The organism is Actinomyces sp. B33, from assembly GCF_028437565.1.
GTDB lineage: Bacteria > Actinomycetota > Actinomycetes > Actinomycetales > Actinomycetaceae > Pauljensenia.
The window spans coordinates 167622-191989 of record NZ_JAMRYR010000001.1; the positions used below are offsets into that span (position 1 = coordinate 167622).

A 24368-nucleotide genomic window follows, 5' to 3' on the forward strand; every position below is an offset into this window, starting at 1 on the left:
ACCCCATGAGACTCGCGACCTGGAACGTCAACTCGATCCGCACCCGCATCGACCGCGTCCTCGCCTTCCTCGACCGCTCCGACATCGACGTCCTCGCGATGCAGGAGATCAAATGCCGACCCGACCAGTTCCCCACGGCCGCATTCGAGGAAGCCGGCTACCGGGTCGCCGCCCACGGCCTCAACCAGTGGAACGGCGTGGCCATCGCCTCCCGCCTGCCGATCGTCGAGGTCGTCGACAGTTTCGCCGGGCAACCCGCTTTCGGCGATCCCCCAGTCGTCGAGGCCCGGGCGCTCGGCGCATCCATCGACCTCGGCGGAGAGGACGGGAACAGGCGCCTGACCGTGTGGAGCCTGTACGCCCCCAACGGGCGCGAGCTGACCCATCCGCACTACGACTACAAGCTCCAGTGGTTCGGCGCCCTGCGCGCCGCCGCCCGCTCGTGGCTCGCCTCCCGCCCGGAATCCCTCATCGTCATGGTCGGCGACTGGAACGTCGCCCCGCTGAACGAGGACGTGTGGGACATGTCCGTGTTCGAGGGGGCCACCCATGTCTCTGCCCCCGAGCGCGAGGCGTTCGGCGCGTTCGCCGACGACGGCTGGGTCGAGGCCACACGCGGACGGGTGACGAACTACACGTACTGGGACTACCAGAAGCTCCGATTCCCCCGGAACGAAGGGATGCGGATCGACTTCGCCTACTGCTCCCCTGCCCTGGCGCCGCGGGTAACGGGCGCGCAGATCGACCGCGACGAGCGCAAGGGCAAGGGCGCGTCCGATCACGTGCCGGTGATCGTCGAGATCGACTGAGCCCCCTCGTCGCGCCGACCCCGCATCCCGACAGGCCGACGGGCCACGGGGAGCGACCCCGCCGAGCCAGGCCCAGGCGCCCGCGCTACGCACCGAGCACCGAGCACCGAGCACCGACCGCCGAGCACCACGACAGCAGATGTGCGCGTCGGCCCGCGCCGCCCTCACGCGCCGTCGACGATGTCGACGAGCGCGGCGTTGAGCCTCGACCAATGCTCACGATGCCAGGCCCCGAAGGGCTCCTCGCCGAGGAACGCCGCGCACGCGCCCCTCGTCGGATCCGCCCACAGGAACGACCCGGACACGCCGAAGTGACCGACCGTCTCCGGCGACGCCCCTGGCGCCATCCAATGCGGGGACTTCCCCCCTTTGATCTCGGGACCCAGCCCCCACGGGCACGGCGACTGACGGCCGTAGCCCGGGACGACGCCCGCCAGGTCCGAGAACTGGGCTCTCATCGCCTCGGCCGCCGTTTCCGGGCGGATCAGCCGCGGATCGAGCATCTCGGCGCCGAAGACGAGAAGGTCCTCGACGGTGCCGACGCCCGACCGGGCGGGGGACCCGGGCACCTCGGTAGCGCTCATGCCGAGGGGTTCGAGAACCGTTTCCTCGATCCACCGCCCGACCGGGGCGCCGGTCGCCTCGAAGAGAACCCGCCCGAGGAGGTCGTATCCGGCGTTGGAGTAGATGCGCCGTTTGCCGGGGGCCGCCTGGGGCTCCTCGGCGTCGACGGGCAGGCCGGACGCATGGGCGAGCAGGTGGCGGATCGTCGAGCCCTCGGGGCCGGCTGGGTCATCGAGGCCGAGGAGGCCGCGGTCGACGGCGACGAGACACGACCACGCGGTCACGAGCTTCGTGACCGAGGCGAGGGGGCGGCGGGCGGACAGGTCCCCGTGCGCGGCGCAGAGGGCGCCGCCGCTGAGCAATCCGACCGCATGATCGAAGGGGACATCGTCGAGGGCGATCATCTGCGCTTGTCCCGCACCTTGCGCAGGATCCGGCCGTAGATCTCGAGGACGTCGTCGGGCAGGGTCGCCCCGATGTCGAGGAGGATCTCCGGCGGCATGTCGATCATGTGCGCGCAGACCGAGAGGTATTCGGCGATGAACTCGGGGGCGTCGATCGTCTCCGAGCGGTAGCGGGCCGCGAGGATCTCCCCGTACCAGTGGCGCATCAGGCCGCGTCCGAGGAACGCCGGGTCGGCGGGGAGCTCGACCCCGCATTCGCGGCTGATCCGGGTCATCTCCGCGACGATGCTCTGCTCGATCGAGGCGAGCCGATCCCGGTAGTGCTCGTGCGCGGGGTGCAGGGGCGAGGCGGATTCCGCGGTGAGCATCCCGTCGAGCGCGAGGACGACGGGGGCCTCGGGCTTTTGGGCGAACCGCATGAGCGCGACGACGAGGCCGATGACTGTGCGGTAGGGGTCGGCGCCGTCGGGCCCAGCGCCGCCGGCATCGGCGGTCCGGCCCTCCCCCTCCTGGGGCTCGTCTGCGAAGAAGATGCCGGAGATGCCCATCGCGGCCTCGGCGCGTTCGATGACGGTGCGCAGGAGCTCTTCTTTCGACGGGTAGTGGTAGACGACCGCCGGGTGGGAGACGCCGACCTCGCGGGCGATGTCCCTGAGCGAGAACCCGGTGTACCCGTATTCGGCGATGAGGCCCATGACCGCTTCGAGGATCGCCTCACGGGTGGAGGTGCTCCCGGTGTGGTCGCGTCGGACGCGCCGCTGCTCGGCCACGGCCCCACCTCCAACTGTCATCCGCTCGCAGGTCAATGCCCCCCATGGTGCCACACAGTCCCCGCCGCGATCACCCCTGCCCCGGAGAATCCTCCCGGCGCGAGTCGCCCGCCTGGGCCATGGACAGGCCGTCGAGGTCGGCGGTGACGTCGACGCGCACCTCGTCGCCGTCGACGACCTGCCCGGACAGGAGCATCCTCGCCAGCCGGTCCCCGATCTCCCGCTGGATCAGGCGGCGCAGCGGACGCGCGCCATAGGCCGGGTCGTAGCCGGTGTGCGTCAACCACCCGCGCGCCGGCTCGGACACGTCCAGGCGGATGCGCCGCGGCTCCAAGCGTCTGGCGAGGTCGGCGACCATGAGGTCGACGATCCCGGCGAGTTCGTCGGCGCCCAGGGGGTCGAAGACGACGGTCTCGTCGAGGCGGTTGAGGAATTCCGGTTTGAACGAGCGCCGGACGACGTCCATCACCGCCTCCCGCGCCTCGTCCGCGCCCAGGCCGGGGTCGGCGAGGAACTGCGAGCCGAGGTTCGACGTGAGGATGAGGACGGTGTTGCGCATATCGACCGTGCGCCCCTGACCGTCGGTCAATCGCCCGTCGTCGAGGACCTGCAGGAGGATGTCGAAGACCTCCGGGTCGGCCTTCTCGACCTCGTCGAGGAGGATCACCGAGTAGGGCCTGCGCCGGACGGCCTCGGTGAGTTGGCCGCCCTGCTCGTAGCCGACGTAGCCGGGGGGCGCGCCGACGAGGCGGGCGACCGAGTGCTTCTCGGAGTACTCCGACATGTCGATGCGCACGAGGGCGCGCTCGTCGTCGAAGAGGAAGTCGGCGAGGGATTTGGCGAGCTCCGTCTTGCCGACGCCGGTGGGCCCGAGGAAGAGGAAGGAGCCGGTGGGCCTGTCCGGGTCGGCGATGCCGGCGCGCGAGCGGCGCACGGCGTCGGAGACGGCCCGAACGGCGCGCGCCTGGCCGATGAGGCGGCGCCCGATGACCTCCTCCATGTGCAGGAGCTTGTCGGTCTCGGTCTGGAGGAGCTTCCCGGTGGGGATGCCGGTCCATGCCTCGATGACCTCGGCGATCTCGGCGGGCCCGACCTTCTCGGCGATCATCGGTTCGTCGTCGGCGGCGTCCTGCTGGTCGACGCGGGCCTCCTCCTCGGCGATCCGCCGTTCGATGGCGGGGATCTCGCCGTTCTGGAGGCGCCCGGCTTCCTCCCAGCGGTTCTCCCGGATCGCGAGGTCGAGTTGGGTGCGCAGGTCGTCGAGTTGGACGCGCAGCTCCCCAACGCGGTTGTGCCCGGCTTTCTCGGCCTCCCATCGGGCGGTCAGGGCATTGAGGGCCTCCTGCTGGTCGGCGAGGTCGGCGCGCAGGCGTTCGAGGCGCTCCTGGGCGGCCTCGTCGTGGCGCTCGGGGTCGGATTCGGCGAGGTAGGACTCCTCCATGCGCATCCGGTCGACGACGCGGCGCAGCTCGTCGATCTCGACGGGGCTGGAGTCGAGTTCCATGCGCAGCCGGGAGGCGGCCTCGTCGATGAGGTCGATGGCCTTATCGGGCAGTTGCCGTCCGGTGATGTAGCGGTCGGACAGGGCCGCGGCGGCGACGAGGGCCCCGTCGGAGATCGTCACCTTGTGGTGGGCCTCGTACTTGGGGGCGATGCCGCGCAGGATGGCGACGGTGTCCTCGACGCTGGGCTCGCCGACGAGGACCTGCTGGAAACGGCGTTCGAGGGCGGGGTCCTTCTCGATGTTCTCCCGGTACTCGTCGAGGGTGGTGGCGCCGACGAGGCGGAGCTCGCCGCGGGCGAGCATGGGTTTGAGCATGTTCCCGGCGTCCATGGCCCCGTCGGAGCCGGCTCCGGCGCCGACGACAGTGTGGAGCTCGTCGATGAAGGTGATGATCTCGCCGTCGGAGCGCTCGATCTCGGCGAGGACGGCCTTGAGGCGCTCCTCGAATTCGCCGCGGTATTTGGCGCCGGCGACCATGGAGGCCAGATCGAGGGCGATGAGGCGCTTGTCGCGCAGGGAGTCGGGGACGTCGCCGGCGACGATGCGCTGGGCGAGGCCCTCGACGACGGCGGTCTTGCCGACGCCGGGCTCGCCGATGAGGACGGGGTTGTTCTTCGTGCGCCGCGAGAGGACCTGGATGACGCGGCGGATCTCGGTGTCGCGGCCGATGACGGGGTCGAGCTTGCCCTCGCGGGCGACGTCGGTGAGGTCGCGCCCGTAGGTGGCCAGGGCCTCGAAGGATCCTTCGGGATCGGTCGAGGAGATGGGGTCGGGTCGCAGGTCGGCGAGGGCGTCGCTCAGGGCTTTCGGGTCGGCCCCTGCGTCGCGGAGGATCCTGCCGGCGTCGGTGTCGGATGCGGCGAGGGCGATGAGGAGGTGCTCGGTCGAGGCGTAGCGGTCGCGACCCTGCTCGGCGAGGTTCTGGGCCTCGGAGAGGATGCCGATGAGGGCGGGCGCGGTCTGCGGCTGGCCGGTGGAGGCGCCGTGGGCCGAGGGGAGGGCGACGAGGCCGGTGCGGGTGCGCGCGCCGATGGTCTGGCGGTCGGCTCGGACGGCGTCGAGGAGGGACAGGGCGATTCCTCCGGATTGCTCGAGGAGGGCGCCGAGGAGGTGGAGGGGTTCGACGCGGGGGTTCTCGGCGGCGTGGGCGGAGTGGAGGGCGGAGGCGATGGCCTCTTTCGCCCTGGTCGTGAAGTCGACGGGCATGGGGGTCTCCTTGGGCGGTGGATGAGGGGCGCGAGGGCTGCTCGCGCGGTCGCTCTTCTCAACGATCTGAAGTTGAGTCTATTCCGCTCAATGTTGGGATGCTCGTCGAAAGCCCCGGATTCCGCGCGGTTTCGCCCTGAGCCCAATCACCGGACTCAGCCTCCCGACCGGGTCTCCTCCCTCCGTATCCCCCCGTCGAACGCATGACACCGGGCCCCTCCACCGACAGCGACGACCGCAAGGCGACCGGGCTCCCCGGCAAACAGACGGGCCAAGGCGAGTTTCGGGCACCGCCTCGGCCCCCAACGCCCAACCGTCAGACGAACGCGCGAAACCGAGTCCGCCCGGATCCCCCGCCCCCTCAACCGGGCCGCCCCGGGAATCGCATGAGGCCGGGCCGCCCCGAAGGACGACCCGGCCCGCACCACGCTCAGACCAGCCGATCAGCCCTGCTCGCCCACACCGAACCGCTCCGCCACCGAGTCGAAGAACTGGAGCGTCGTCGACAGGGCGCAATGGCACTGCTGCAGGAGCTGGGCATCAGTCGCCCCGAACTCGTAGTCGACGTTCACCTCGCCCATGACCCGCAGGCCCTCGTCCCCCCGACGGAAGTACGCCTTGGGCCACAGGTGGTCGCGGTTCCAATCCTCGACGTGGATCAGCAGATCCGCCTCATGCTCCGGCGCGACGACACGGGCCGAGAAGGCGACGATGTTGAGGACCTCGTGCTGCTTCCCCGAGAATCGGAAGAAGAAGGCGTTCCCGCCCCAATTGCCCCCCAGATCCCCCTCCGAGTCGATCTCCCAGACCCACTCCTGCGAGTCGAACAGCAGCCCCAGGCGCTCCTGACTGATCGGACGCACCTCGTCGAACACCGGCTCCGGCTCTGGAGCCCTCTTCGAGAACCACCCCATGAACGCGCCTCCCTTCAGTCCCCGACCTCGGCCGCCAAGGCCTCGTAGAAGCCGTTGGCCGTCCCGATCGCGCACCTGATCTGCTGGAGCAGCTGTTCGTCGGTCGCGCCATGCTCCCAATCGACCGTGTTCTCCGCGTAGATGCGGATCTCCCCGTTGTCCATGATCCGGTGATAGCACTTGGGCCACAGCCGGTCGTGGTTCCACTGGAGGAGGAACATCCGCACCCGTTCCAGGTCGTCGATCTCGACCGTGCGGTGCCACGACGACTGGATGTGGAGAATCTCCTTGTCCTTCCCCGTCAGGAGGAAGTAGAACTGCGAATCGTTCCACGTCCCGCCCAGATCCCCCTCGGAGTCGACAAACCACCGCCAGTCCTGCCCGCTGAGGATCTCCTTGAGGCGCTCCTGGGTGACCGGGGGCGTCGGCGCGGCCGGCGCGTCGGGCGCGGCGGGTGAGAACAGTCCCATGGGCTCCTCCTGCGGTCGGACGGTCCTGCGATTCTAGGCGAGCGGAAAATACCCGGCAATCACAGTCGGACCGGCAGCGGCACCGGCGTGCGGGGGCGGGCGGTGTTCGCCACGGCCCGCCGCAAAAGCTGCTCCAGGGGCCCGCGCTGACGGCCTCTCGCGTCCATCGACACACACAGGACGACCGTCGCCGCCCACACGCCCAGGCCGATGAGACCGCCCGTCGTCGAATGGATCGCCGTCACCCCGGCCAGCCCCAGTCCCGCGAAGATCACGGCGAAGCAAACCGTCTGGGCGATATAGGCCGTCATCGACCGCGTCCCGACCGACGCCAGGACGCGGCGCATCCCGGTCAGCGGCGCCCCTCCGGGCCCGGCGACAAGGGCGAGCAGCGCGAGCCACGCGCACGCGCCAACCAGGCCGGAAGCGTGGAACAGGATCGGCCCGGCGATAGCCAAGGGGCCGTCGAGGGCGCCGGCGTGGGCCATCGCGTAGGGGATCGCTCCGACGACTCCGACTCCCAGACCGCCGACTCCCAGGCCGGCGAGGAGACCGCGGTGCAGGTCGGGGCGGCTGAGCAGATCCGAGCAGGCGACACGCGCGCCGATGAACACCGCCGGCACCACCAGGGACGTCAGCACCGTCATCACCGTCGACACCGACCAGATCCCCAGCGAGACCAGAGGGAAGTACCAGGTGACCGTCAGATTCGAGGAAGAGGCGGACAGGGTCGACGGGTCGATCCCCAGGCCCTCGGCGATCCCCGAGTAGAGGAAGTACCCCTTGGAGTACAGCATGAGCATGGAGATCACCGCGACGACGATCCCCACGACCGTCATCCACCCCCACCGCCTGCGCGTCATCAGCCCGGCGAAGAGGACGGCGACGAGGCCGTAGGCGCCGATGATGTCGCCGGCGAAGACGAGGGCGTGGACGGCTCCGAAGAAGATCATCCACCAGCCCCGACGGCGCACGAGGCGACGCGCGTCGTCCTCGGCCTCGGCCCGGACGGCCGCCTCCCACTGGGCGCGCACGTCATCGGGCCACTGGGCGGACTCGGCCGGGTCGACAGCCGCCAGGGCGGCCTCGACGTCGCGCTCGATTCTCCGGGTCACCATGAGCATCAGGCCGAATCCGAAGAGGAGGGAGAACAGCGGATAGGCGCGCCGGTCGACGAGGGCCGCGCGGATCCCGAACCACCAGTGGTCGGCCGTCGTCGGATCCACCGAGTCCGGCAGGAGAGCCACCCAGAGGGGGACGTTCGCCAGGGCGATAAGCAGGAGCATGAACCCCCGGGCGACATCCGGCGCCGGGTAGCGCACAGAGGACGGGCCGGTGAAGGACAGGTACGACATGTCGTGCTTTCTCTCGGGCGGCGCGCACGCGCATGGGCCGCGCACGCATCGGCCGCCAGGGCCCGGACATCGGGTCCCGGCGGCCGTGCCGCGAACGGGTCAGTAGCGCAGGGGAGACTGCTGGAGGATCTGTCGTCGTCGCGAGTTCGCGCGGACGATGAGGATGATGCCGACGATCGTCAGGACCAGGCCGACGATTCCGGCGATGGTCCCCCACAGCATCGCGGACACGCCCGCGCTGGTCAGGTCGTCCACCCCGGTGCCCGTCATCGCGGTGAGCATGAAATCCCCCTCGCCCTGGCAGTCGAGGACGTACCGGCCAGGAGTCAGGTTGATGCCGATGAAGCCCTGCGACACGGAGCCCCCGCCCTCCAGGGCGACGGTCCCCGACGGGCCGGTCGCCTCGCACGAATAGACGTTGACGGTGCTGGTGCTGACGAGGAGGGTCCCGGACTCGTCGACGGTGACGGTCGAGTGGTTGGGGACGACCGTCGTGCTCTCGAGGAGGCCGCCGACTCCCCCGCCGATGCCGCCGAGGACCCCCATGAAGGCGGCGATCGGGGCGATAACGAGCATCGTGATGATGCCGAGGACGAGGGTGATGACGCCGGGGACGCGGCTGGGCAGGGCGCTGGGAGCGGCGGGGGCCGACCACTGGCCCTGTCCTCCCGCGGGGGCGCCGTAGGGCGGGGTCGGGCCGGGCGCGGGTGCCGCCTGCTCGCCGGCGCCGGTGTACTGCGAGTAGGAGGGGGCGCTCTGACCGGCGACCTGGCCGTACTGGGGCCATGGGGACTGGGGGTCCGAGGGCCGGGGGGCGTCGGGGCCGGGCATGGGGGAGCCGGAGTCGGCGCGCTGGCCGTAACGAGGTTCGTCGGGGGGCGTGGGCGAAGTCATCGTTCCTCCATCGGGCGTGGCCCCGGGGCGGGGCTCGTCATCCCTATCGTAATGGAGCACGCGAACGGCTCTATAGGAAAACCTTGTTCTCAGGGGATTTTCAGGGTCTCTGGGCGGCGGCGAGACGCTCGGCGCGCAGGGCGGCCACCCCGGGCACGTCGAGGGGGGCGAGGTCCGCGCCGACGGCTCGGGACAGGAGAAGATCGGCGAGGTGAGGGTTACGAGCGAGGACCGGCCCGTGCATGTAGGTCGCGATGATCGGGCCCTGGACGACCCCGTCGACCGGCACCGCCCCATCGCCGGGTCCTTCGGGAGCCCCGTTGCCGACGCCGGACAGGACGCGCCCCAGCGGGCGGGCTCCCGGGCCGAGGGTGGTCGCGCCCCCGTGGTTCTCGAAACCCGTGAGCGGATCGTCCAGTCCGTCGATCAGGGGGTCGATGACGAGTTCGCCGATGATCCGCGCGCCCCTCGGGGAGGTGGTGATGTCGAGGGCGCCGAGACCCGAGACGCGCTCCCCGGAGGCGTCGCGGTACCAATGCCCGAGGATCTGCAGGGACGCGCAGATCGCCAGGAGGGGCCTGTCGGCGTCGAGGGCTCGGACGAGACCCGGGTCCGACCCGAGCTTGTCGGCGGCGACCGCCTGGGCGGCGTCCTCACCACCGCCCAGGGTGTAGAGGTCGAGGCCGTGGGGGATCGGGTCGGACAGCCCGACGCGGACGATGGTCGCGTCGATGCCGCGTCGTCGGGCGCGCTCGGCCAGGACGAGGGCGTTGCCGGTGTCCCCGTAGGTGCCGAGCACCTCGGGCAGGAGGACGCCGATGGCCAGGGTGGAGTCGTTCATCGTCCCGCTTTCGTCGGGCGCGCGTCGAGGAGGGCCTTGAAGTCGCGCAGCGCCGTGTAGTTGAGGAGCATTTCGACGCCGCCCGGCTCGCACCGGCGCAGGGCGTCCATCGGGGTGGCGGCGAGAGAGCAGGGGACTCCCGCGTATTCGAGGCGGACGGCGAGGTCGGCGCCTCGCTCGCCGCAGGCGACGACGCGACGGCGGTCGCCGAGGGCGGAGAAGTCGACGTCCCACAGCCACGAGAGGTCCTGGCCGTCGGGGACCTGGCCGTTGACGCCGATGACGACCTGGTCGACGCCGGGGTCGATCATCGTCATGGCCTCCTGCCATCCGGCGGGGTTCTTCGCGAGCATCATGCGGATCGTCCGGCCCTCGACATCGTGGGTGGCATAGCGCCCGGCGACCTCGCGGACGGCCCCGGCCCGGCGGGCGGCCTCGGCGGGGTCGGCTCCGAGGGCGACGGCCGCGGCGACGGCCTGGGCCGCGTTGCCGAGGTTGGCGCGCCCGGGCAGGGACAGGGCGAGGGGGACGACGACACCATCGGGCCCGTGGAGAACCGCGGTGGGGCCGGCGGCCCCGGACGGCGCGAGGACGACGTCGGAGAGCCACCAGTGGGGGTCGGGGCGCGAGGAGGGCTCGGGGAGGGGCTCTCCCTCGCGGGAGGCGACGACGTGCCACCCGTCCGCATCGCGCACGACCCTGCCGCCGCGCGGGTAGGCGGTGGCGTCCGCCCCCCAGCCGGCGCCGGCGGCGACCCAGACGACGCGCGGCGCCCGGCAGGCGGCCGAGACGATGAGGGGGTCGTCGCAGTTGGCGACGACGACGGCACCGGGGTGCTCCTCGACGGCGCGGCGCAGGCGCAGCTCGACAGAACCGATCTCCCCGACCCGGTCGAGCTGATCGCGCGAGAGGTTGAGGAGGACGAGGACGGCCGGGTTCACGTCGTGGGCGACGAGGGGCACGTGCATCTCGTCGACTTCGAGGGCTCCCAGGCGCGCGCCGGGGGAGTCCATGAGGGCGGTGACGACGCCGGAGGCCATGTTGTCCCCGTTGGTGTTCGAGGCCACGGGGCCGAGGCTCGAGAGGGCCGCGCGGGTCATGCGGGTCGTCGTCGACTTGCCGTTGGTGCCCGAGACGATGACGGATCGCACGGGCCGGGAGAGGTCGGCGAGGACGGCGGGGGCGAGGCGCTGGGCGATCTCGCCGCCGATCATGCCCCCGGAGCCGCGTCCGAGGGCGCGCGAGGCTGCGCGGGCGGCGTTGCCGACGGCGACGCCGATCCGGGTGCGCCACGGCAGGCGCGCGGGGGCCTGGGTTCGCTCGGTCATGGGGTTCAGGGTAACGCCCCCGGCCGTCTCCCCCCACCGGGAGGCTCCTCGTTCCCGAAGTCCGGGTTTCTGTGATGCGCTTGGCGCGCACTACGGCGGGGATGACCCTCGTTCCCGGCGGCCGGGCTACGGGCGCAGCCAAGAGAGCCGAGAACGGAATGCCGACGCGACCGACGGAGAAGACCACGCGCCGATACCCCCGCGTCGGGACCGGGCCCCGACCACGCCGAGGGAGCGGGGCGACGCAGAGCACCGCGCACCTTGGGCGCGCACCGGTCCCCGCAGCGGATCGACAAGGCGAGACCGTTAATCGACCGGTCGGACGGTGCCCTCGATGATGCGCACGCCCGACGGCCCGGCCTCGATGACGGCTCGGACCCGGCGGGTCGGCGGGTGGGACATCGGGCGCCACGGCTGCCACACGGCGACCTCCCCGCCCTGGCCCCGATCGGCCCACGGGCGCTCCCCGCGGCGCATCGGCCGGACCTCGCCGGTGGGGGAGGCGGCGAACACCCGGTCGCGCCGCGCGTCCGCCTCGGCGATCCGGGCGCGCAGCCGCTCGCCCTCGGCCTCCAGGGCCTCGACCCGGCGCTGCAGGTCGAGGATCCGCCGGATGCCCTCGAGGTTGATCCCCTCCTCCTGGCTCATCCGTTGGATGTCCCGCAGGCGCTGGACATCGTGGCGCGTGTAGCGCCTCCCCCGGCCCTTCGCGCGGGCGGGCATGACGAGGCCGAGGCGGTCGTACTGGCGCAGGGTCTGCGGATGCATCCCGGCCAGCTCGGCCGCCACGGAGATGACGAAGGTCGTCTCCGCGTCCCCGGCTCCGCCCGCCCGCGCCACGATCAGACTCCCGCCCGTTCGCGCAGGCCGGCGCGGGGGTCGGCCTCGTCGAGGGATCGGGCGAGCTCCTCGACGGCCCTCTTCTGGTCGCGGCTCAACCCGGTGGGCACCGTGACGACGAGGTCGACGAGGAGGTCCCCGGCTTTCCTCTTGGGCAGGGCGAGGCCCCGTCCCCGGGCCCGCAGGACGGCGCCCGACTGGGTGCCGGCGGGCACTTTGAGGCGCACCGTCGTCCCGTCGAGGAGGGGCACGTCGATGGCGGTGCCGAGGGCCGCCTCGGCGAAGGTCACCGGGACGGTGATCCTCAGGTTGTCGCCGTCGCGGCGGAACACGGGGTGCTCCTCGACTCGGACGGTCACCTCGAGGTCGCCGGGCTTGCCGCCGTTGCGCCCGGGATGGCCCTTGCCGGCCAGGCGGATCTTCTGCCCGTCCTTGACGCCGGCGGGGATGCGGACCGTCAGGGTCGTCGAGTCGACGGTGATCGACACGGCGGCCCCGTCGACGGCCTCCCGGAAGCGGATCGTCATCGAGGCGCGGCGGTCCTCGCCCTTGATCGGGCGGGGCCCCTGCTGGCCGAATCCGAAGCCGGCGCCCGGACCGGCGCCGGGGAATCCCTGCCCGGAGCCGAAGAGGCCGCCGAGGATGTCCTCGAATCCGGCGCCGCCGAAGTTGACGCGCGCCCCCTGGCCGCCGAAGGCCCCGAAGACGTCCTCGAAGCCGCCGCCGGATCCGGCGGAGAATCGGGCGCCCCCGCCGGCCATGGCGCGCAGCGCGTCGTAGCGGGCTCGCTGGTCCTTGTTCGACAGGACCGAGTACGCCTCGCCGATCTCCTTGAACTTCGCCTCCGCGGCGGCGTCCCCCGGGTTCTGGTCGGGGTGCCATGTGCGCGCGAGCTTGCGGTAGGCCTTCTTGATGGCCGCGTCGTCCGCGTCCTTGGCGACCCCGAGGGTCGCGTAGAAGTCCTTGCCGAGCCAGTCCTGCTCACTCACCCGCGGTCACCTCCTTGCTGGTCGTCGCGCGTCATTCGGGGTTGTCGACCATGACCTTGGTCGCCCGCAGGACCCGGTCGCCGCGACGGTAGCCGGGCTGGAGGATCTGGGCGATGACGGGGTGGTCGACCTCCGCGCTGGTCTGGGCCATGAGCGCCTCGTGGAGCTGCGGGTCGAAGTCGTCGCCGACGGCGCCGAAGCGCTCGAGCCCGAAGCGGGAGGCGAGGGCGTCCTCGAGTTTGACGGCGATCGCCGCGAAGGGCCCGTCGGCGAGATCGCCGTGGGCACGCGCCGCGTCGATGTCGTCGAGGACGCCGATGAGGGCCTCGATGACCTCCGTCTGGCCGGCCTCGCGGTGGGCGGGGGCGGCCTCCTTGGAGCGGCGCACGTAGTTCGCGTACTCCTGCCCGAGGTTGTAGAGGTCGGCGTTGGCCCGGGCCAGCTGGTCCTCGATCTCGGCGATCCGGTTCAGGGCCGCGGCGAGATCGGAGTCCTCGACGTCGTCCTCGAAAGCGCTCATGTCGACGGGGTCGTCCTCGGGCGGGGCCGAGGGGCCGTCGGGCTCGACGACGCGCCGGTCGCCGTCCCCCGCCGGGACCGATCCCGCGGGATCGGTCCCGGCCGCGCCCTCGTCGGGTGCGGGCTCGAAGCCCTGGGAGTCCGTGTCGGTCACTTGGCCTCGTCCTCGTCCACGATCTCGGCGTCGATGACGTCGTCATCGGCGGCTGGCGCCGACTCGGCGGGGGCCGCCTCGGCGGCCTGCTGGGCGGCGTAGACCTCCTGGCCGATCCTCATGCCGGACTCGTTGAGCGCGTCCATCGCCTTCTTGACGGCCTCGATGTCGTCGCCCTTGAGCGCTTCCTTGAGGGCGTCGACGTCGGCCTGGACGGCGGCGCGAGTCTCCTCGGTGATCTTGTCGGACTCGTCCTTGAGGAGCTTCTCGATGGAGTAGGCGACCTGCTCGGCCTGGTTGCGGGTCTCGGCCTCCTCGCGGCGCGCCTTGTCCTCGGCGGCGTGCTCCTCGGCCTCGCGGACCATGCGCTCGATGTCCTCCTTGGGCAGGGCCGAGCCGCCGGTGATCGTCACCGACTGCTCCTTGCCGGTGCCGCGGTCCTTGGCGGACACGTGGACGATGCCGTTGGCGTCGATGTCGAAGGTCACCTCGATCTGGGGGATGCCGCGCGGGGCCGGGGCGATGCCCGACAGCTCGAAGGTCCCCAGGAGTTTGTTGTCGCGGGCGAACTCGCGCTCGCCCTGGTAGACCTGGATGAGCACGGAGGGCTGGCCGTCCTCGGCGGTGGAGAAGACCTCGGAGGCCTTCGTCGGGATCGCGGTGTTGCGGTCGATGAGCTTGGTCATCACGCCGCCCTTGGTCTCGATGCCGAGCGACAGGGGCGTGACGTCGATGAGGAGGACGTCCTTGCGGTCGCCCTGGATGACGCCGGCCTGGAGGGCGGCGCCGACGGCGACGACCTCGTCGGGGTTGACGCCCTTGTTGGGCTCGCGCCCGCCGGTGAGCTCCTTGACGACGTCGGTGACGGCCGGCATGCGGGTCGAGCCGCCGACGAGGACGACGTGGTCGATGTCGGACACGGAGATCGACGCGTCGCGGATGACGTCGTGGAACGGCTTCTTCGTGCGCTCGAGGAGGTCGGAGGTCATCTCCTCGAACTTCGCACGGGTCAGGGACTCGTCGAGGTGGATCGGCCCGTCGGCGGTCATCGACAGGTACTGCAGCGAGATGTTCGTGCTCATCGCGCTGGAGAGCTCCTTCTTGGCCTGCTCGGCGGCCTCCTTGAGGCGCTGGAGGGCGACGGCGTCCTTCGACAGGTCGGCGCCGGTCTTGGTCTTGACCTGCTGGATCAGCCAGTCGACGATCCGCTGGTCCCAGTCGTCGCCGCCGAGCTTGTTGTCGCCGGCGGTGGCGCGCACCTGGATCGTGGAGAAGCCGTCGTCGTCCTTGCCGATCTCCAGGAGGGAGACGTCGAAGGTGCCGCCGCCGAGGTCGAAGACGAGGATCAGCTCGTCCTCCTTGCCCTTCTCCAGGCCGTAGGCCAGGGCCGCGGCGGTGGGCTCGTTGACGATGCGCTGGACGTTGAGGCCGGCGATCTGCCCGGCGTCCTTGGTGGCCTGGCGCTGGGCGTCGTTGAAGTAGGCGGGGACGGTGATGACCGCGTCGGTGACGGGCTCGCCGAGGTAGGACTCGGCGTCGGCCTTGAGCTTGGAGAGGATCCGGGCGGAGATCTCCTGGGGGGTGTACTGCTTGTCGTCGATGGAGACCGTCCAGTCGGTGCCGATGTGGCGCTTGACGGAGGAGATCGTGCGATCGACGTTGGTGACGGCCTGGCGCTTGGCGATCTCGCCGACGAGGACTTCGCCGTTCTTGGAGAAGGCGACGACCGAGGGGGTCGTGCGCATACCCTCGGCGTTGGCGATGATCGAGGGCTCGCCGCCCTCGAGGACGGCGATCGCGGAGTTCGTGGTGCCCAGGTCGATTCCGACTGCTCGTGCCATGTGGATGGTCCTTTCCTCCCGGTCGGGGCGGGCCCCGGATCCGGCTCCCGTGCGGAGGATCCGCACTTCCTTGAGTCTGTTGCGCTCAACTCTAGAGCCGACCGATTACTCATGCAACCGGAGCAACCCTGAACTTGAGTTCACCAGACTCAACTCTCTGTGTCGCCGTTTATTCCCCGCCCCTCCACCCCCCGTCCACGGCCCCAGACGCACGGCCTCCCGGGTCGCGCGCGTCCCCCGCATCGCCCCTCGTCGACCGATGGGCGCCCGACCCCGACGCCTCCGAGGACTCCCCACCGCCCCCGACCGCACGCCTCTTCGCCGCGCGCATCGACTCCCACCGGGCGAGCCGCTCGGCGATCGGGGCCTCCATCCCGTTGCGGGTCGGCTCGTAGATCCGCCCGGGCGACACGCCCTCGGGGAAGTAGTCGGCGCCGGAGAACCCATCGGCCAGATCCGGGTCGTACTGGTACCCGGCCCCATAGCCGAGATCCTTCATCAGGCGCGTCGGCGCATTGAGAATGTGGGCCGGCGGCATGAGCGAACCCGTCCGCCGGGCGAGCCGCCACGCCCGATTGAACGAGCGGTAGACGCTAATCGACTTCGGGGCCGTCGCCAGGTGGACGACGGCCTGGGCGATGGCGATCTCCCCCTCGGGAGAGCCGAGGCGCTCGTAGGCGTCCCACGCGTCCAGGGCCGCGCGCAGCGCCGTCGGATCCGCCAGGCCGACGTCCTCGGAGGCGAATCTGACGAGCCTGCGCGCGACGTACAGCGGATCCTCGCCGCCGATGAGCATCCGCGAGAGCCAGTAGAGCGCGGCGTCCGGATCCGACCCCCGCATCGACTTGTGGAGCGCGGAGATCAGGTTGTAGTGCTCCTCGCTCGATTTGTCGTACAGGGGGGAGCGCGAGGCCACGACCTCGGCGAGAGACTCTGGGCCCAGCGGGGCCGTGGGATCCGCGGTGGCGAGGACCTGCTCGACGAGCCCCAGGAGGTAGCGCCCGTCGCCGTCGCTCATCGAGACGAGCGCCCGGCGCGCCGCAGCGGTGACCGGCAACTCTCGCCCGGTGAGCGCCTCCGCCCTGCGGATCAGCATCCCGAGGGCCTCCTCGTCGAGACGGCGCAGGACGAGGACCTGGCAGCGCGACAGGAGCGCCCCGTTCAGTTCGAAAGACGGGTTCTCCGTCGTCGCGCCGACGAGGACCACCGTCCCGTCCTCGACGTACGGGAGGAACGCGTCCTGCTGCGCCCGGTTGAAGCGGTGGATCTCATCGACGAAGAGCAAGGTCCCCTGACCGACCAGTCTGCGCCGAGCCGCCTGCGCGAACACCCGTCGCAGGTCCGCCACCCCCGAGAACGTCGCCGACACCTGCTCGAAGACGAGGCCCGTGCGCTCGGCCAGCAGACGGGCGATCGTCGTCTTCCCGCACCCGGGCGGCCCCCACAGGACGATCGACGACAGCCTCCGCGCCTCGACCATCCGCCCCAGCGGGGCGTCGGCCGCCAGGACATGCCCCTGACCGACGACCTCGTCGAGCGAGCGCGGACGCAGCCGATCGGCCAGCGGTCGCGTCGTGTCGTCGAACCCGTGTCCATCCTCCGCCGCCGCGTCGAAGAGCGACGGCCCCTCGGGCGCTGTCCCCATGACGACCCCTCTCCCATCGAAAAGCCCTACACCGATCCTCGCAGGACCCATACGCATCTGCGTCCCCTCCCGCGCACCCGAACCGTCCAGCGCCCGGCGATCTGCGACGATATCCCCATGCACTGCGAGCACTGGGACCGTCGGGCCTGCCCCTCCTGCACCCGCATCGACACCCCCTACCCCGACCAGCTCGCCGCCAAGCAGGCCCGCGTCGCCGCCCTCCTCGACCCGCTCGGATCCGACGGGATCCACTGGCTGCCCGCCTGCCCCTCGGCGCAAACAGGATTCCGCACGAGCGCCAAACTCGTCGTCGGCGGCACCCGGCGCCGCCCGACCCTCGGCATCCTCGGAGCCGACCGGCGCGGCGTCGACCTGCCCGGCTGCCCGATCCAGCACCCGGCGATCAACGCCGCCGCCCCCGGCCTCAAAAGACTGATCCGCGCCGCGCGCCTCGACCCCTACGACGTGCCCACCAGACGCGGCGAGCTCAAGAGCGTCCTCATCACCGTCGGCGCCGACGAGCGCCTCATGCTCCGCTTCGTCCTGCGCAGCCGCGAGAAGGTCCCCGACCTGCGGCGCGCCCTCCCCCTCCTGCGCGACCTCGTGCCCGCCGCCGACATCGTCACCGCCAACATCCACCCCGCCCACGAGGCCGTCCTCGAAGGCCCCGACGAGATCGTCCTGACCTCCCGGCGCACCCTCCCCCTGAACGTCGGCGACGCGCGACTGATGCTCGGGCCCGGAAGCTTCGCCCAGACCAACACCCGCGTCGCCTCCGCCCTCTACCGCCAGGCCGCCGCCTGGGCCGCGCTCCCCCTCGGCGCGTCCGAACGCGCCCCAAGGACCCTGTGGGACCTCTACTGCGGGGTCGGCGGCTTCGCCCTCCACGCCGCCGGCGCCGGCCTCGAAGAGGTCACCGGCGTCGAGGTGTCCGAAAGCGCCATCGCCTCGGCGATCGCCGCCGCGAAAAACCTCGGACTACCGCGATCCCGCGCGCGCTTCATCGCCGCCGACGCCACCGCCTGGGCCCGCGACCAGGACCCCCGATCCGCCCCCGACGTCCTCGTCGTCAACCCGCCCCGACGCGGGATCGGCGCCGACCTCGCCGGATGGATCGACCGGTCCGGAATCCCCCGCGTCGTCTACTCGTCGTGCAACCCGCAGACCCTGGCGCGCGACCTCGAATCGATGGGGGCCTACGCGATCCGGGCCGCCCGCGTCTTCGACATGTTCCCCCACACCAACCACGTCGAAGCCGCCTGCCTCCTCGAACACCGCTGACCGGCCCCGCCCCCTCACAGCCCTCCCACAGGAGCGCCATACCCCGCCCACGCCGACGCCCGCGATCGTGGGACCATGACGACGCGCCCGACCAATACGCTCACGGCCCTGGCCGCGCCCGTGGCGACCCAGATCCGCTACCTCGCCTCCTCGCTGTCCTCCACGGCCGTCGACCAGACCCTCCTCCTCGCGCTCAACGCCGCCGTCGGCGGGCTCCTCGCCCCCGTCGTCGTCTCCCGCACGGCCTCGTGCGCCGTCAACTACCTGCTCAACCGCCGGGTGTTCGCCTCCCACGGGCCCCTCCTGAGGACCGCCGCGCGCTACGCCGCCTGGCAGACGGCGATCATGCTCGCCTCCTACGCCGTCCTGAGCGCCCTGACCTCGGCCGGCGTTCCCGTCTGGATCGCCTCCGCCCTTGCCGGGACCTCGCTCTTCCCCGTCAACTACCTCGGGCAGCGCACCCTCGTATTCGGCCGCGTCCAATGGGCCGCCCGCGTCCTCGACGCCCTCCCCCGCCCGCGCGCGCCCCGCGCCCCCGCCGTCTCCGCCTGACGCGCGCGCCCCGCGCCACCTAAACTGGTGGAGACGCGCGTCGCGTCCGCGCATCTTCGCACCCCACCGCCGCGGGAGGCACCATGACGAGGAACTACCGATCCCAGCTCACCGGCCTCTTCGGAGACCCCGTCGACGACAACCCCACGGGGATCATGGAGGAGGCCGGGTACGCCGCCCGCGGCCTCGACTACCGCTACGTGACGATGAAGGTCTCCCGCGAGGACCTGCCCGACGCGATCCGGGCCCTGCGCGCCCTGAACTTCCGGGGCGTCAACCTGACGATGCCCCACAAGATCGACGTCCTCCCCCTCCTCGACGAGCTCTCCGCGGCCGCCCGCATCATCGGCGCCGCCAACACCGTCATCGTCGAGGACGACGGGCGCCTCATCGGGGAGAACACCGACGGGAAGGGCTTCGTCGAGGCCCTGGCCCGCGCCGGCATCGGCCTCGACGGCGCCCGCGTGACGATCCTCGGGGCCGGGGGCGCCGCCCGGGCCATCGGCGTCGAATGCGCCCTGGCCGGGGCCTCCTCACTCACCGTCATCAACCGGACCGTCGCCCGCGCCCACGACCTCGCCGACCTCATCGACTCGCAGACCCCCGCCTCGGCCGACGCCTCTGCGTGGACCCCCGGGATCGGCGTCCCCGAGGGGACCGACGTCCTCATCAACGCGACCTCGATCGGCTTCTCCCCCGACTCCGACGCCCGCCCCGACATCGACTACTCGACGATCGTCCCGGGCATGATCGTCTCCGACGTCGTCTTCAGCCCCGCGCGCACCCGATTCCTCCAGGCCGCCGACGAACGGGGCGCCACGACGATCACCGGCCTGGGGATGCTCGCCTGCCAGGGCGCCCGCAACTTCACCCTGTGGACCGGCGTCGACGCCCCCCTCGACGTCCTCGAGGCTGCCCTCGCCGCGGAGCTCGCGCGGGAGTGACGCGGCCGATTCCCGACGCCCCACCGACTGGACCATCGACGCCCGACGCCCGGAGAGCCTCCTGAGGCGCGCCGGGCGCGGCCGCGCCGAGGGCCGGGCCGGTCGCCCGTAGACTCGGCGCGTACCCGCGCCCGAGCAGGGCGCGCCCCGCGACCCGAGGAGGCCCAGTGGCCGTTGAACTCCTGACCGGATCGACCCCCGAGCTCGTCGACGCGATGGGGCGCCTGATCCCCCAGCTCTCGCGCTCCGCCGCGCCCCTGGACGCCGCCGCGTGCACGAGGCTCGTCGCCCAGCCGGGCGTCCACCTGTTCGTCTTCCGCCCCGACGAGGCCGACGAGTCGGGGCGGCGCCCGATCCTCGGGATGCTCTCCCTGGCCGTCTTCGAGATCCCGACGGGCGTGCGCGCATGGGTCGAGGACGTCGTCGTCGACGAGGCCGCTCGGGGCCACGGCGCCGGCCAGGCCCTCGTCCAGGCGGCTTTGGCCCACGCCCGCTCCGTCGGGGCCCGGACCGTCGACCTGACGAGCCGGCCGTCGCGCGAGGCCGCCAACCGCCTGTACCGGCGCGCCGGCTTCGACCTGCGCGAGACGAACGTCTACCGGGTCTGCCTCGACTCCTGACCCGCCGCACGGCGCCGGCCGACCCGCGAGCGCGCTCCTATCGGCGCCCGCGGAGGTCGAAGAGGCGGATCCGCGTCGGCCCCCGGGGCCGATCGGCTCAGAACTCCTCGTAGACGGCGGGGTCCTGCCCGTTCTGCCGTCCGTCGGGCCGCCCCAGGGACGAGATCCTCGCCATCTGGTCGTCGGTCAGCTCGAAATCGGCGATGTCGAGGTTCGACGCCTGGCGCTCGGGGGAGGCGGACTTGGGCAGGGGGACGACGCCGCGCTGGTAATGCCACCGCAGGACGACCTGGGCGGGCGCGCGGCCGACCTCGTCGGCCAGGTCCCGGATCGTCGGGTCGTCGACGACGCGCAGCTTGCGGGCCAGGGGGCTCCACGCCTCGGTGACGACGCCCATCTTCCGGTGGAGCTCGATCTGCTCGGACTGCGGGAAGTACGGGTGGAGCTCGATCTGGTTGACGGCGGGCACGACGCCGGTGGCGTCGGCGACGGCGCGCAGGTGCTCGGGCAGGAAGTTCGAGACGCCGACGCTGCGGATCAGGCCGCGCTCGCGCAGGTCGACGAGCGCCTGGAAGGCCTCGACGTAGAGCCCCTGGGACGGGTTCGGCCAGTGGACGAGGTAGAGGTCCCAGTGGTCCAGGCCCGCTCGCATGAGGGACTCCTCGACCGCCCAGACGGCGTCGTCGTAGCGGTGGTAGCGGCCCGGCAGCTTCGACGTGAGGGCGACGTCGTCGCGGGGCGCGCCGCTGAGCCGGAGGGCCTCGCCGACGGCCCCCTCGTTCTCGTAGATGAATGCCGAGTCGAGGAGGCGGTAGCCGGAGCGGATCGCGGCGGCCATCGCGTCGGCGCCCGCACGTCCCCGCAGGTTGTAGGTCCCCAGGGCGATGGCCGGCAGGAGGGTCCCGTCGTTGAGGCGGATGTCGGGCAGGCGCGTCGTCGTCATGGGTCCGAGGATACGCGTGCGGGCAGGGTCCTACCATGGATGGCATGACCCTCCCATTCGAACTGTCGGCGCCCCAGTCGCACGCCGTCGACTACCAGCATTTCATCCTCGATTCGCCGTCCCCGTTCCACGCCGCCGATCTGGTCGCCCAGCGCCTCGTGGACGCGGGCTTCTCCCTCCAGGACGAGGCGGACCCGTGGGACGCCTCCCCCGGCGGTCACGTCATGGTCCGCGCCGGGGCGGTCGCCGCCTGGGTCGTGCCGGACGGTCTGGCCGCGGACGCCGGCTTCCGCGTCGTCGGCGCGCACACCGATTCCCCGGCGCTCCAGATCAAGCCGTCGGTGCAGTCGGCGGGCCCGGACGGGTTCGGGCAGGTCGACGTCGAGATCTACGGCGGGATGATCCAGAACTCGTGGCTCGACCGGGAGTTGGCGGCCGCCGGGCGCCTGATGACGGCCGACGGGCGCCAGGTCCTCGTCCGCACGGGGGCGATCGCGCGGATCCCTCAGCTGGCGATCCACTTGGACCGCTCCGTCAACGAGTCCCTCAGTCTTGATCCGCAGCGGCACATGCACCCGGTGTGGACGGTCGACTCCGAGGCCGACCTCCTCGATCTCATCGCGACGGCGGCGGGCCTGTCGGGCCGCGACGAGATCGTCTCCCACGACCTAATCCTCACGCCCGCCCAGGGCCCGGGGACCTTCGGCGAGGGCGGTCGGTTCTTCGCGTCGTCGCGCCAGGACAACCTGTCGTCGGTGCACGCGGGTCTGCGGGCCCTCGAGCGCCTGGCGGAGACGGGGACGGCCGGGTCGGGCGACGTCCTCGTGTTCATGTGCTTCGATCACGAGGAGATCGGGTCGGCGACGAGGACGGGCGCGGCCGGGCCGATCCTGGAGACGGTGCTGCGGCGCACGGCGGGCGCCCTGGGGCGCCGGGGGGACGAGGTCGAGCGGATGCTCGCGGCGTCCTCGTGCGTGAGCGCGGACGCGGCCCATTCGGTCCACCCGAATTACGCCGACCGTCACGACCCTGCCGTGCGCCCGGTGCTGGGCCGCGGACCGGTGCTCAAGATCAATGCGAATCAGCGCTATGCGACGGACGCCGAGGGAGCGGCCCTGTGGCGTCGGGCGTGCGATCGGGCGGGCGTGGACTCGCAGGTGTTCGTGTCGAACAACGCGATGCCCTGCGGGTCGACGATCGGGCCGATCACCGCGACCCGCCTGGGGCTCCTGACGGTGGATGTCGGCGTCGGGCTGCTGTCGATGCACTCGGCCCGGGAGATGAGCCACGTCGACGATCTGCTGGCCCTGTCGCAGGCCCTCGAGGCGTACTGGTCAGGGGCCTGATCCGGGCGGCGGGCGCCTCGGCCTCGGCGCTGTCGGCGGCCCGAACGGCTGCGGTCCCCCCTCCTCGCCGGGGCCGAGGCGCCCGAGGCCGACCGATCGAGCCGGTCGTTACGCGCAGACACGCGCGGCTGGGGGCCGGCGGATTCCGCCGGCCCCCAGCCGCGCTCGGGTCGCCCCGCTCAGAGCGAGGAGACGGCGGTCACCGTCACGGGGACGTTGCCGCGGGTGGCCTTGGAGTAGGGGCACAGCTCGTGGGCGCGGTCCGCGAGGCGCTGGACGTCGGCCAGGTCGACGTCGGGGATGAAGACCTCGATGTCGACGGCCAGGGCGAAGGAGTCGCCCTCGGGACCGATGCCGACCCGCGTGCGGACGACGGAGTCGGTCGTCGGGATGCCGAGCTCCTTCGCGGCCAGGCCCATGGCCCCTTGGAAGCAGGCGCCGTAGCCCATGGCGAAGAGCTGCTCGGGGTTGGCCCCGCCGCCGGCGCCGCCGAGCTCGTGGGGGGCGCGCATGTCGAGCGCGAGCTCGGGGTCGGCGGTGACGGCTCGGCCTCCACGGCCGCCGGTGTTCTCGGAGGTGACGGTGTACGCGATCTCAGTGGGTGTATTCATGACACCATCACACCATTGGGACCGAGGTCCCACAACTGGAACACACTATCGGCTCACGATCCGTGCACGCCCTCCCACTCCCGAGGCTCGCCCCCTGGGCCCGGGGCGGCGTATGCGCTCGCATGCGTCCCCTCCCTCGCGCGAAGCGCTCCGCCGGTCTCCCATCACCCGTGATGAGTCGGTGTGACGGCCCCGACGCCCCGGACGGCCGGATCCGGCGGGCCGTTGCCCCGCGCGCGCCACGCGGCGCCCAGGGTCCTCACCGGACGAACGCGGCCCCGGCCTCGCCCCCGAGCGCTCGGGCGACGGTCCGCGTGAAGCGCGCGTTCATCTCCGGCAGCCGATCGGCTCGGACGAAACGCGCCTCGGTGTTCTCCCCGTCGGCCGGACGGGGCCGTCCCCCCTCCCATTCGCACGCGAAGGCGACGTCGAGGTACGTCGTCACATCCCCGTTGCCGTAGGTCACGGGGCCGACGACCTCCACGCCCAGGAGCCGGACCGCGCGCGCCCGCACATCCGCCTCCTCCAGCACCTCCCGCTCGGCGGCCGCGGCCGGCTCCTCGCCGGGATCGACGATGCCGGTCACCGGGGTCCACGCGCCGTCGTCCGCCCGGCGCACGCACAGGACCTCAACATCCCGGGCGTCGAGATCCCCCAGCGACCAGCCGGGGGCGGCGGGCGCCGAGTCGGCGGGGCGCAGGACGACGGCCGTGCAGCCGGGCATCCACAGGGGCGCGTGCCCCACGTGGCGGCGCAGTTCGAGGACGAAATCGGGGGTGGTCATGCGCTCAGCGTATCGGCCCCGCGCAGGGGCCCAGAGCCAGCCCCCCGATCGCCTCGTTCATCGCAAGGCCCCCGGGGGCGCGCCCGGCGGACGAGCGGACGAACACGGAAACCACGCCCCCCCCCCCGCGGCCCCCGGGACGACCCCGATCGATCGCCGCCCATAAAGGGCGGCGCCGAGACCCGCCCGGGCCCCAGGCGCTCCAGACGCTCAGGCACTCGGGCCCCCAGCCGAATACCC

At 72.0% G+C, this 24368-nt stretch carries 23 protein-coding genes; 6 read left to right on the forward strand and 17 right to left on the reverse strand.

The window, feature by feature from the left end; genetic code table 11:
• Positions 1-5 precede the first annotated feature (5 nt).
• Positions 6-809 carry an exodeoxyribonuclease III gene (locus tag M3T53_RS00770; protein ID WP_272432520.1) on the forward strand — a complete coding sequence of 268 codons (804 nt, stop codon included), beginning with the start codon at positions 6-8 and terminating at the stop codon, positions 807-809.
• A 164-nt stretch (positions 810-973) separates the two neighbouring features.
• Here the strand turns inward: M3T53_RS00770 and M3T53_RS00775 are convergent, their stop codons facing one another.
• The 14 genes from M3T53_RS00775 to M3T53_RS00840 form a co-directional block, all read right to left on the reverse strand.
• On the reverse strand, positions 974-1777 hold the full coding sequence (locus tag M3T53_RS00775) for a serine hydrolase domain-containing protein (protein ID WP_272432521.1): 804 nt from the start codon (positions 1775-1777) through the stop codon (positions 974-976).
• A complete protein-coding gene (locus tag M3T53_RS00780; RefSeq protein ID WP_272432522.1) occupies positions 1774-2547 on the reverse strand; it encodes a TetR/AcrR family transcriptional regulator in 774 nt (257 codons plus the stop codon). The genes M3T53_RS00775 and M3T53_RS00780 overlap by 4 nt, the downstream gene beginning before the upstream one ends.
• Positions 2548-2617: 70 nt before the next feature.
• Complete coding sequence (locus M3T53_RS00785; protein ID WP_272432524.1) at positions 2618-5257, reverse strand: ATP-dependent Clp protease ATP-binding subunit; 2640 nt, start codon at positions 5255-5257, stop codon at positions 2618-2620.
• A 443-nt stretch (positions 5258-5700) separates the two neighbouring features.
• Positions 5701-6171: a YbjN domain-containing protein gene (locus M3T53_RS00790; protein ID WP_272432525.1), complete on the reverse strand. Its 471-nt coding sequence runs from the start codon at positions 6169-6171 to the stop codon at positions 5701-5703.
• Positions 6172-6185: 14 nt separating this feature from the next.
• Positions 6186-6641: a YbjN domain-containing protein gene (locus tag M3T53_RS00795; protein ID WP_272432526.1), complete on the reverse strand. Its 456-nt coding sequence runs from the start codon at positions 6639-6641 to the stop codon at positions 6186-6188.
• 59 nt (positions 6642-6700) lie between these two features.
• On the reverse strand, positions 6701-7996 hold the full coding sequence (locus M3T53_RS00800; RefSeq protein ID WP_272432528.1) for a DUF418 domain-containing protein: 1296 nt from the start codon (positions 7994-7996) through the stop codon (positions 6701-6703).
• A gap of 99 nt (positions 7997-8095) precedes the next feature.
• On the reverse strand, positions 8096-8890 hold the full coding sequence (locus tag M3T53_RS00805) for a hypothetical protein (RefSeq protein WP_272432529.1): 795 nt from the start codon (positions 8888-8890) through the stop codon (positions 8096-8098).
• A gap of 100 nt (positions 8891-8990) precedes the next feature.
• Positions 8991-9731, reverse strand: coding sequence for a type 1 glutamine amidotransferase (locus M3T53_RS00810; RefSeq protein WP_272432530.1), 741 nt, complete (start codon positions 9729-9731; stop codon positions 8991-8993).
• Complete coding sequence (locus M3T53_RS00815) at positions 9728-11059, reverse strand: MurT ligase domain-containing protein (protein ID WP_272432531.1); 1332 nt, start codon at positions 11057-11059, stop codon at positions 9728-9730. Before M3T53_RS00815 ends, M3T53_RS00810 begins: the two co-directional genes overlap by 4 nt.
• Positions 11060-11365: 306 nt before the next feature.
• Positions 11366-11899 carry a heat shock protein transcriptional repressor HspR gene (locus tag M3T53_RS00820; protein WP_272432532.1) on the reverse strand — a complete coding sequence of 178 codons (534 nt, stop codon included), beginning with the start codon at positions 11897-11899 and terminating at the stop codon, positions 11366-11368.
• A gap of 2 nt (positions 11900-11901) precedes the next feature.
• Complete coding sequence (locus M3T53_RS00825) at positions 11902-12888, reverse strand: DnaJ C-terminal domain-containing protein (protein ID WP_272432533.1); 987 nt, start codon at positions 12886-12888, stop codon at positions 11902-11904.
• Positions 12889-12919: 31 nt separating this feature from the next.
• On the reverse strand, positions 12920-13561 hold the full coding sequence (locus M3T53_RS00830; RefSeq protein ID WP_272432534.1) for a nucleotide exchange factor GrpE: 642 nt from the start codon (positions 13559-13561) through the stop codon (positions 12920-12922).
• The gene (gene dnaK, locus M3T53_RS00835; RefSeq protein WP_272432535.1) at positions 13558-15402 is read right to left on the reverse strand and encodes a molecular chaperone DnaK; all 1845 of its coding nucleotides are present in this window, start codon (positions 15400-15402) and stop codon (positions 13558-13560) included. Before dnaK ends, M3T53_RS00830 begins: the two co-directional genes overlap by 4 nt.
• Before the next feature lie 169 nt (positions 15403-15571).
• The gene (locus M3T53_RS00840) at positions 15572-17047 is read right to left on the reverse strand and encodes a replication-associated recombination protein A (protein ID WP_272432536.1); all 1476 of its coding nucleotides are present in this window, start codon (positions 17045-17047) and stop codon (positions 15572-15574) included.
• 117 nt (positions 17048-17164) lie between these two features.
• Here M3T53_RS00840 and M3T53_RS00845 point away from each other — a divergent pair, with 117 nt between their 5' ends.
• From M3T53_RS00845 to M3T53_RS00860, 4 genes are all read left to right on the forward strand, one after another.
• Positions 17165-18328 carry a methyltransferase domain-containing protein gene (locus tag M3T53_RS00845; RefSeq protein WP_272432537.1) on the forward strand — a complete coding sequence of 388 codons (1164 nt, stop codon included), beginning with the start codon at positions 17165-17167 and terminating at the stop codon, positions 18326-18328.
• A gap of 75 nt (positions 18329-18403) precedes the next feature.
• On the forward strand, positions 18404-18880 hold the full coding sequence (locus tag M3T53_RS00850; protein WP_272432539.1) for a GtrA family protein: 477 nt from the start codon (positions 18404-18406) through the stop codon (positions 18878-18880).
• Positions 18881-18963: 83 nt separating this feature from the next.
• Positions 18964-19824 (forward strand): shikimate dehydrogenase, encoded by an 861-nt coding sequence (gene aroE, locus M3T53_RS00855; RefSeq protein WP_272432540.1) that lies wholly within the window; start codon positions 18964-18966, stop codon positions 19822-19824.
• 167 nt (positions 19825-19991) lie between these two features.
• Complete coding sequence (locus M3T53_RS00860) at positions 19992-20444, forward strand: GNAT family N-acetyltransferase (protein ID WP_272432541.1); 453 nt, start codon at positions 19992-19994, stop codon at positions 20442-20444.
• Between the two features lie 97 nt (positions 20445-20541).
• Here the strand turns inward: M3T53_RS00860 and M3T53_RS00865 are convergent, their stop codons facing one another.
• Positions 20542-21387, reverse strand: a complete 846-nt coding sequence (locus M3T53_RS00865; RefSeq protein WP_272432543.1) for an aldo/keto reductase — start codon at positions 21385-21387, stop codon at positions 20542-20544.
• A 44-nt stretch (positions 21388-21431) separates the two neighbouring features.
• Between M3T53_RS00865 and M3T53_RS00870 the strand changes: the two genes are divergently transcribed.
• Complete coding sequence (locus M3T53_RS00870; RefSeq protein WP_272432544.1) at positions 21432-22733, forward strand: M18 family aminopeptidase; 1302 nt, start codon at positions 21432-21434, stop codon at positions 22731-22733.
• Between the two features lie 179 nt (positions 22734-22912).
• Here M3T53_RS00870 and M3T53_RS00875 read toward each other — a convergent pair whose 3' ends face one another.
• Both M3T53_RS00875 and M3T53_RS00880 read right to left on the reverse strand, forming a co-directional pair.
• The gene (locus M3T53_RS00875; protein WP_272432545.1) at positions 22913-23344 is read right to left on the reverse strand and encodes an organic hydroperoxide resistance protein; all 432 of its coding nucleotides are present in this window, start codon (positions 23342-23344) and stop codon (positions 22913-22915) included.
• Positions 23345-23603: 259 nt separating this feature from the next.
• Positions 23604-24128, reverse strand: coding sequence for an NUDIX hydrolase (locus M3T53_RS00880; RefSeq protein WP_272432546.1), 525 nt, complete (start codon positions 24126-24128; stop codon positions 23604-23606).
• Positions 24129-24368 lie beyond the last annotated feature (240 nt).

Excerpts from the sequence above, each read along its gene's own strand:
- aroE (WP_272432540.1), top strand. The coding sequence starts at position 18,964 with ATGACGAGGAACTACCGATCCCAGCTCACCGGCCTCTTCGGAGACCCC.
- M3T53_RS00850 (WP_272432539.1), top strand. The coding sequence starts at position 18,404 with ATGACGACGCGCCCGACCAATACGCTCACGGCCCTGGCCGCGCCCGTG.
- M3T53_RS00810 (WP_272432530.1), bottom strand. The coding sequence starts at position 9,731 with ATGAACGACTCCACCCTGGCCATCGGCGTCCTCCTGCCCGAGGTGCTC.
- M3T53_RS00805 (WP_272432529.1), bottom strand. The coding sequence starts at position 8,890 with ATGACTTCGCCCACGCCCCCCGACGAACCTCGTTACGGCCAGCGCGCC.
- M3T53_RS00840 (WP_272432536.1), bottom strand. The coding sequence starts at position 17,047 with ATGGGGACAGCGCCCGAGGGGCCGTCGCTCTTCGACGCGGCGGCGGAG.
- M3T53_RS00775 (WP_272432521.1), bottom strand. The coding sequence starts at position 1,777 with ATGATCGCCCTCGACGATGTCCCCTTCGATCATGCGGTCGGATTGCTC.
- M3T53_RS00785 (WP_272432524.1), bottom strand. The coding sequence starts at position 5,257 with ATGCCCGTCGACTTCACGACCAGGGCGAAAGAGGCCATCGCCTCCGCC.
- M3T53_RS00795 (WP_272432526.1), bottom strand. The coding sequence starts at position 6,641 with ATGGGACTGTTCTCACCCGCCGCGCCCGACGCGCCGGCCGCGCCGACG.
- M3T53_RS00880 (WP_272432546.1), bottom strand. The coding sequence starts at position 24,128 with ATGACCACCCCCGATTTCGTCCTCGAACTGCGCCGCCACGTGGGGCAC.
- dnaK (WP_272432535.1), bottom strand. The coding sequence starts at position 15,402 with ATGGCACGAGCAGTCGGAATCGACCTGGGCACCACGAACTCCGCGATC.
- M3T53_RS00815 (WP_272432531.1), bottom strand. The coding sequence starts at position 11,059 with ATGACCGAGCGAACCCAGGCCCCCGCGCGCCTGCCGTGGCGCACCCGG.
- M3T53_RS00875 (WP_272432545.1), bottom strand. The coding sequence starts at position 23,344 with ATGAATACACCCACTGAGATCGCGTACACCGTCACCTCCGAGAACACC.
- M3T53_RS00865 (WP_272432543.1), bottom strand. The coding sequence starts at position 21,387 with ATGACGACGACGCGCCTGCCCGACATCCGCCTCAACGACGGGACCCTC.
- M3T53_RS00790 (WP_272432525.1), bottom strand. The coding sequence starts at position 6,171 with ATGGGGTGGTTCTCGAAGAGGGCTCCAGAGCCGGAGCCGGTGTTCGAC.
- M3T53_RS00870 (WP_272432544.1), top strand. The coding sequence starts at position 21,432 with ATGACCCTCCCATTCGAACTGTCGGCGCCCCAGTCGCACGCCGTCGAC.
- M3T53_RS00770 (WP_272432520.1), top strand. The coding sequence starts at position 6 with ATGAGACTCGCGACCTGGAACGTCAACTCGATCCGCACCCGCATCGAC.
- M3T53_RS00845 (WP_272432537.1), top strand. The coding sequence starts at position 17,165 with ATGCACTGCGAGCACTGGGACCGTCGGGCCTGCCCCTCCTGCACCCGC.
- M3T53_RS00800 (WP_272432528.1), bottom strand. The coding sequence starts at position 7,996 with ATGTCGTACCTGTCCTTCACCGGCCCGTCCTCTGTGCGCTACCCGGCG.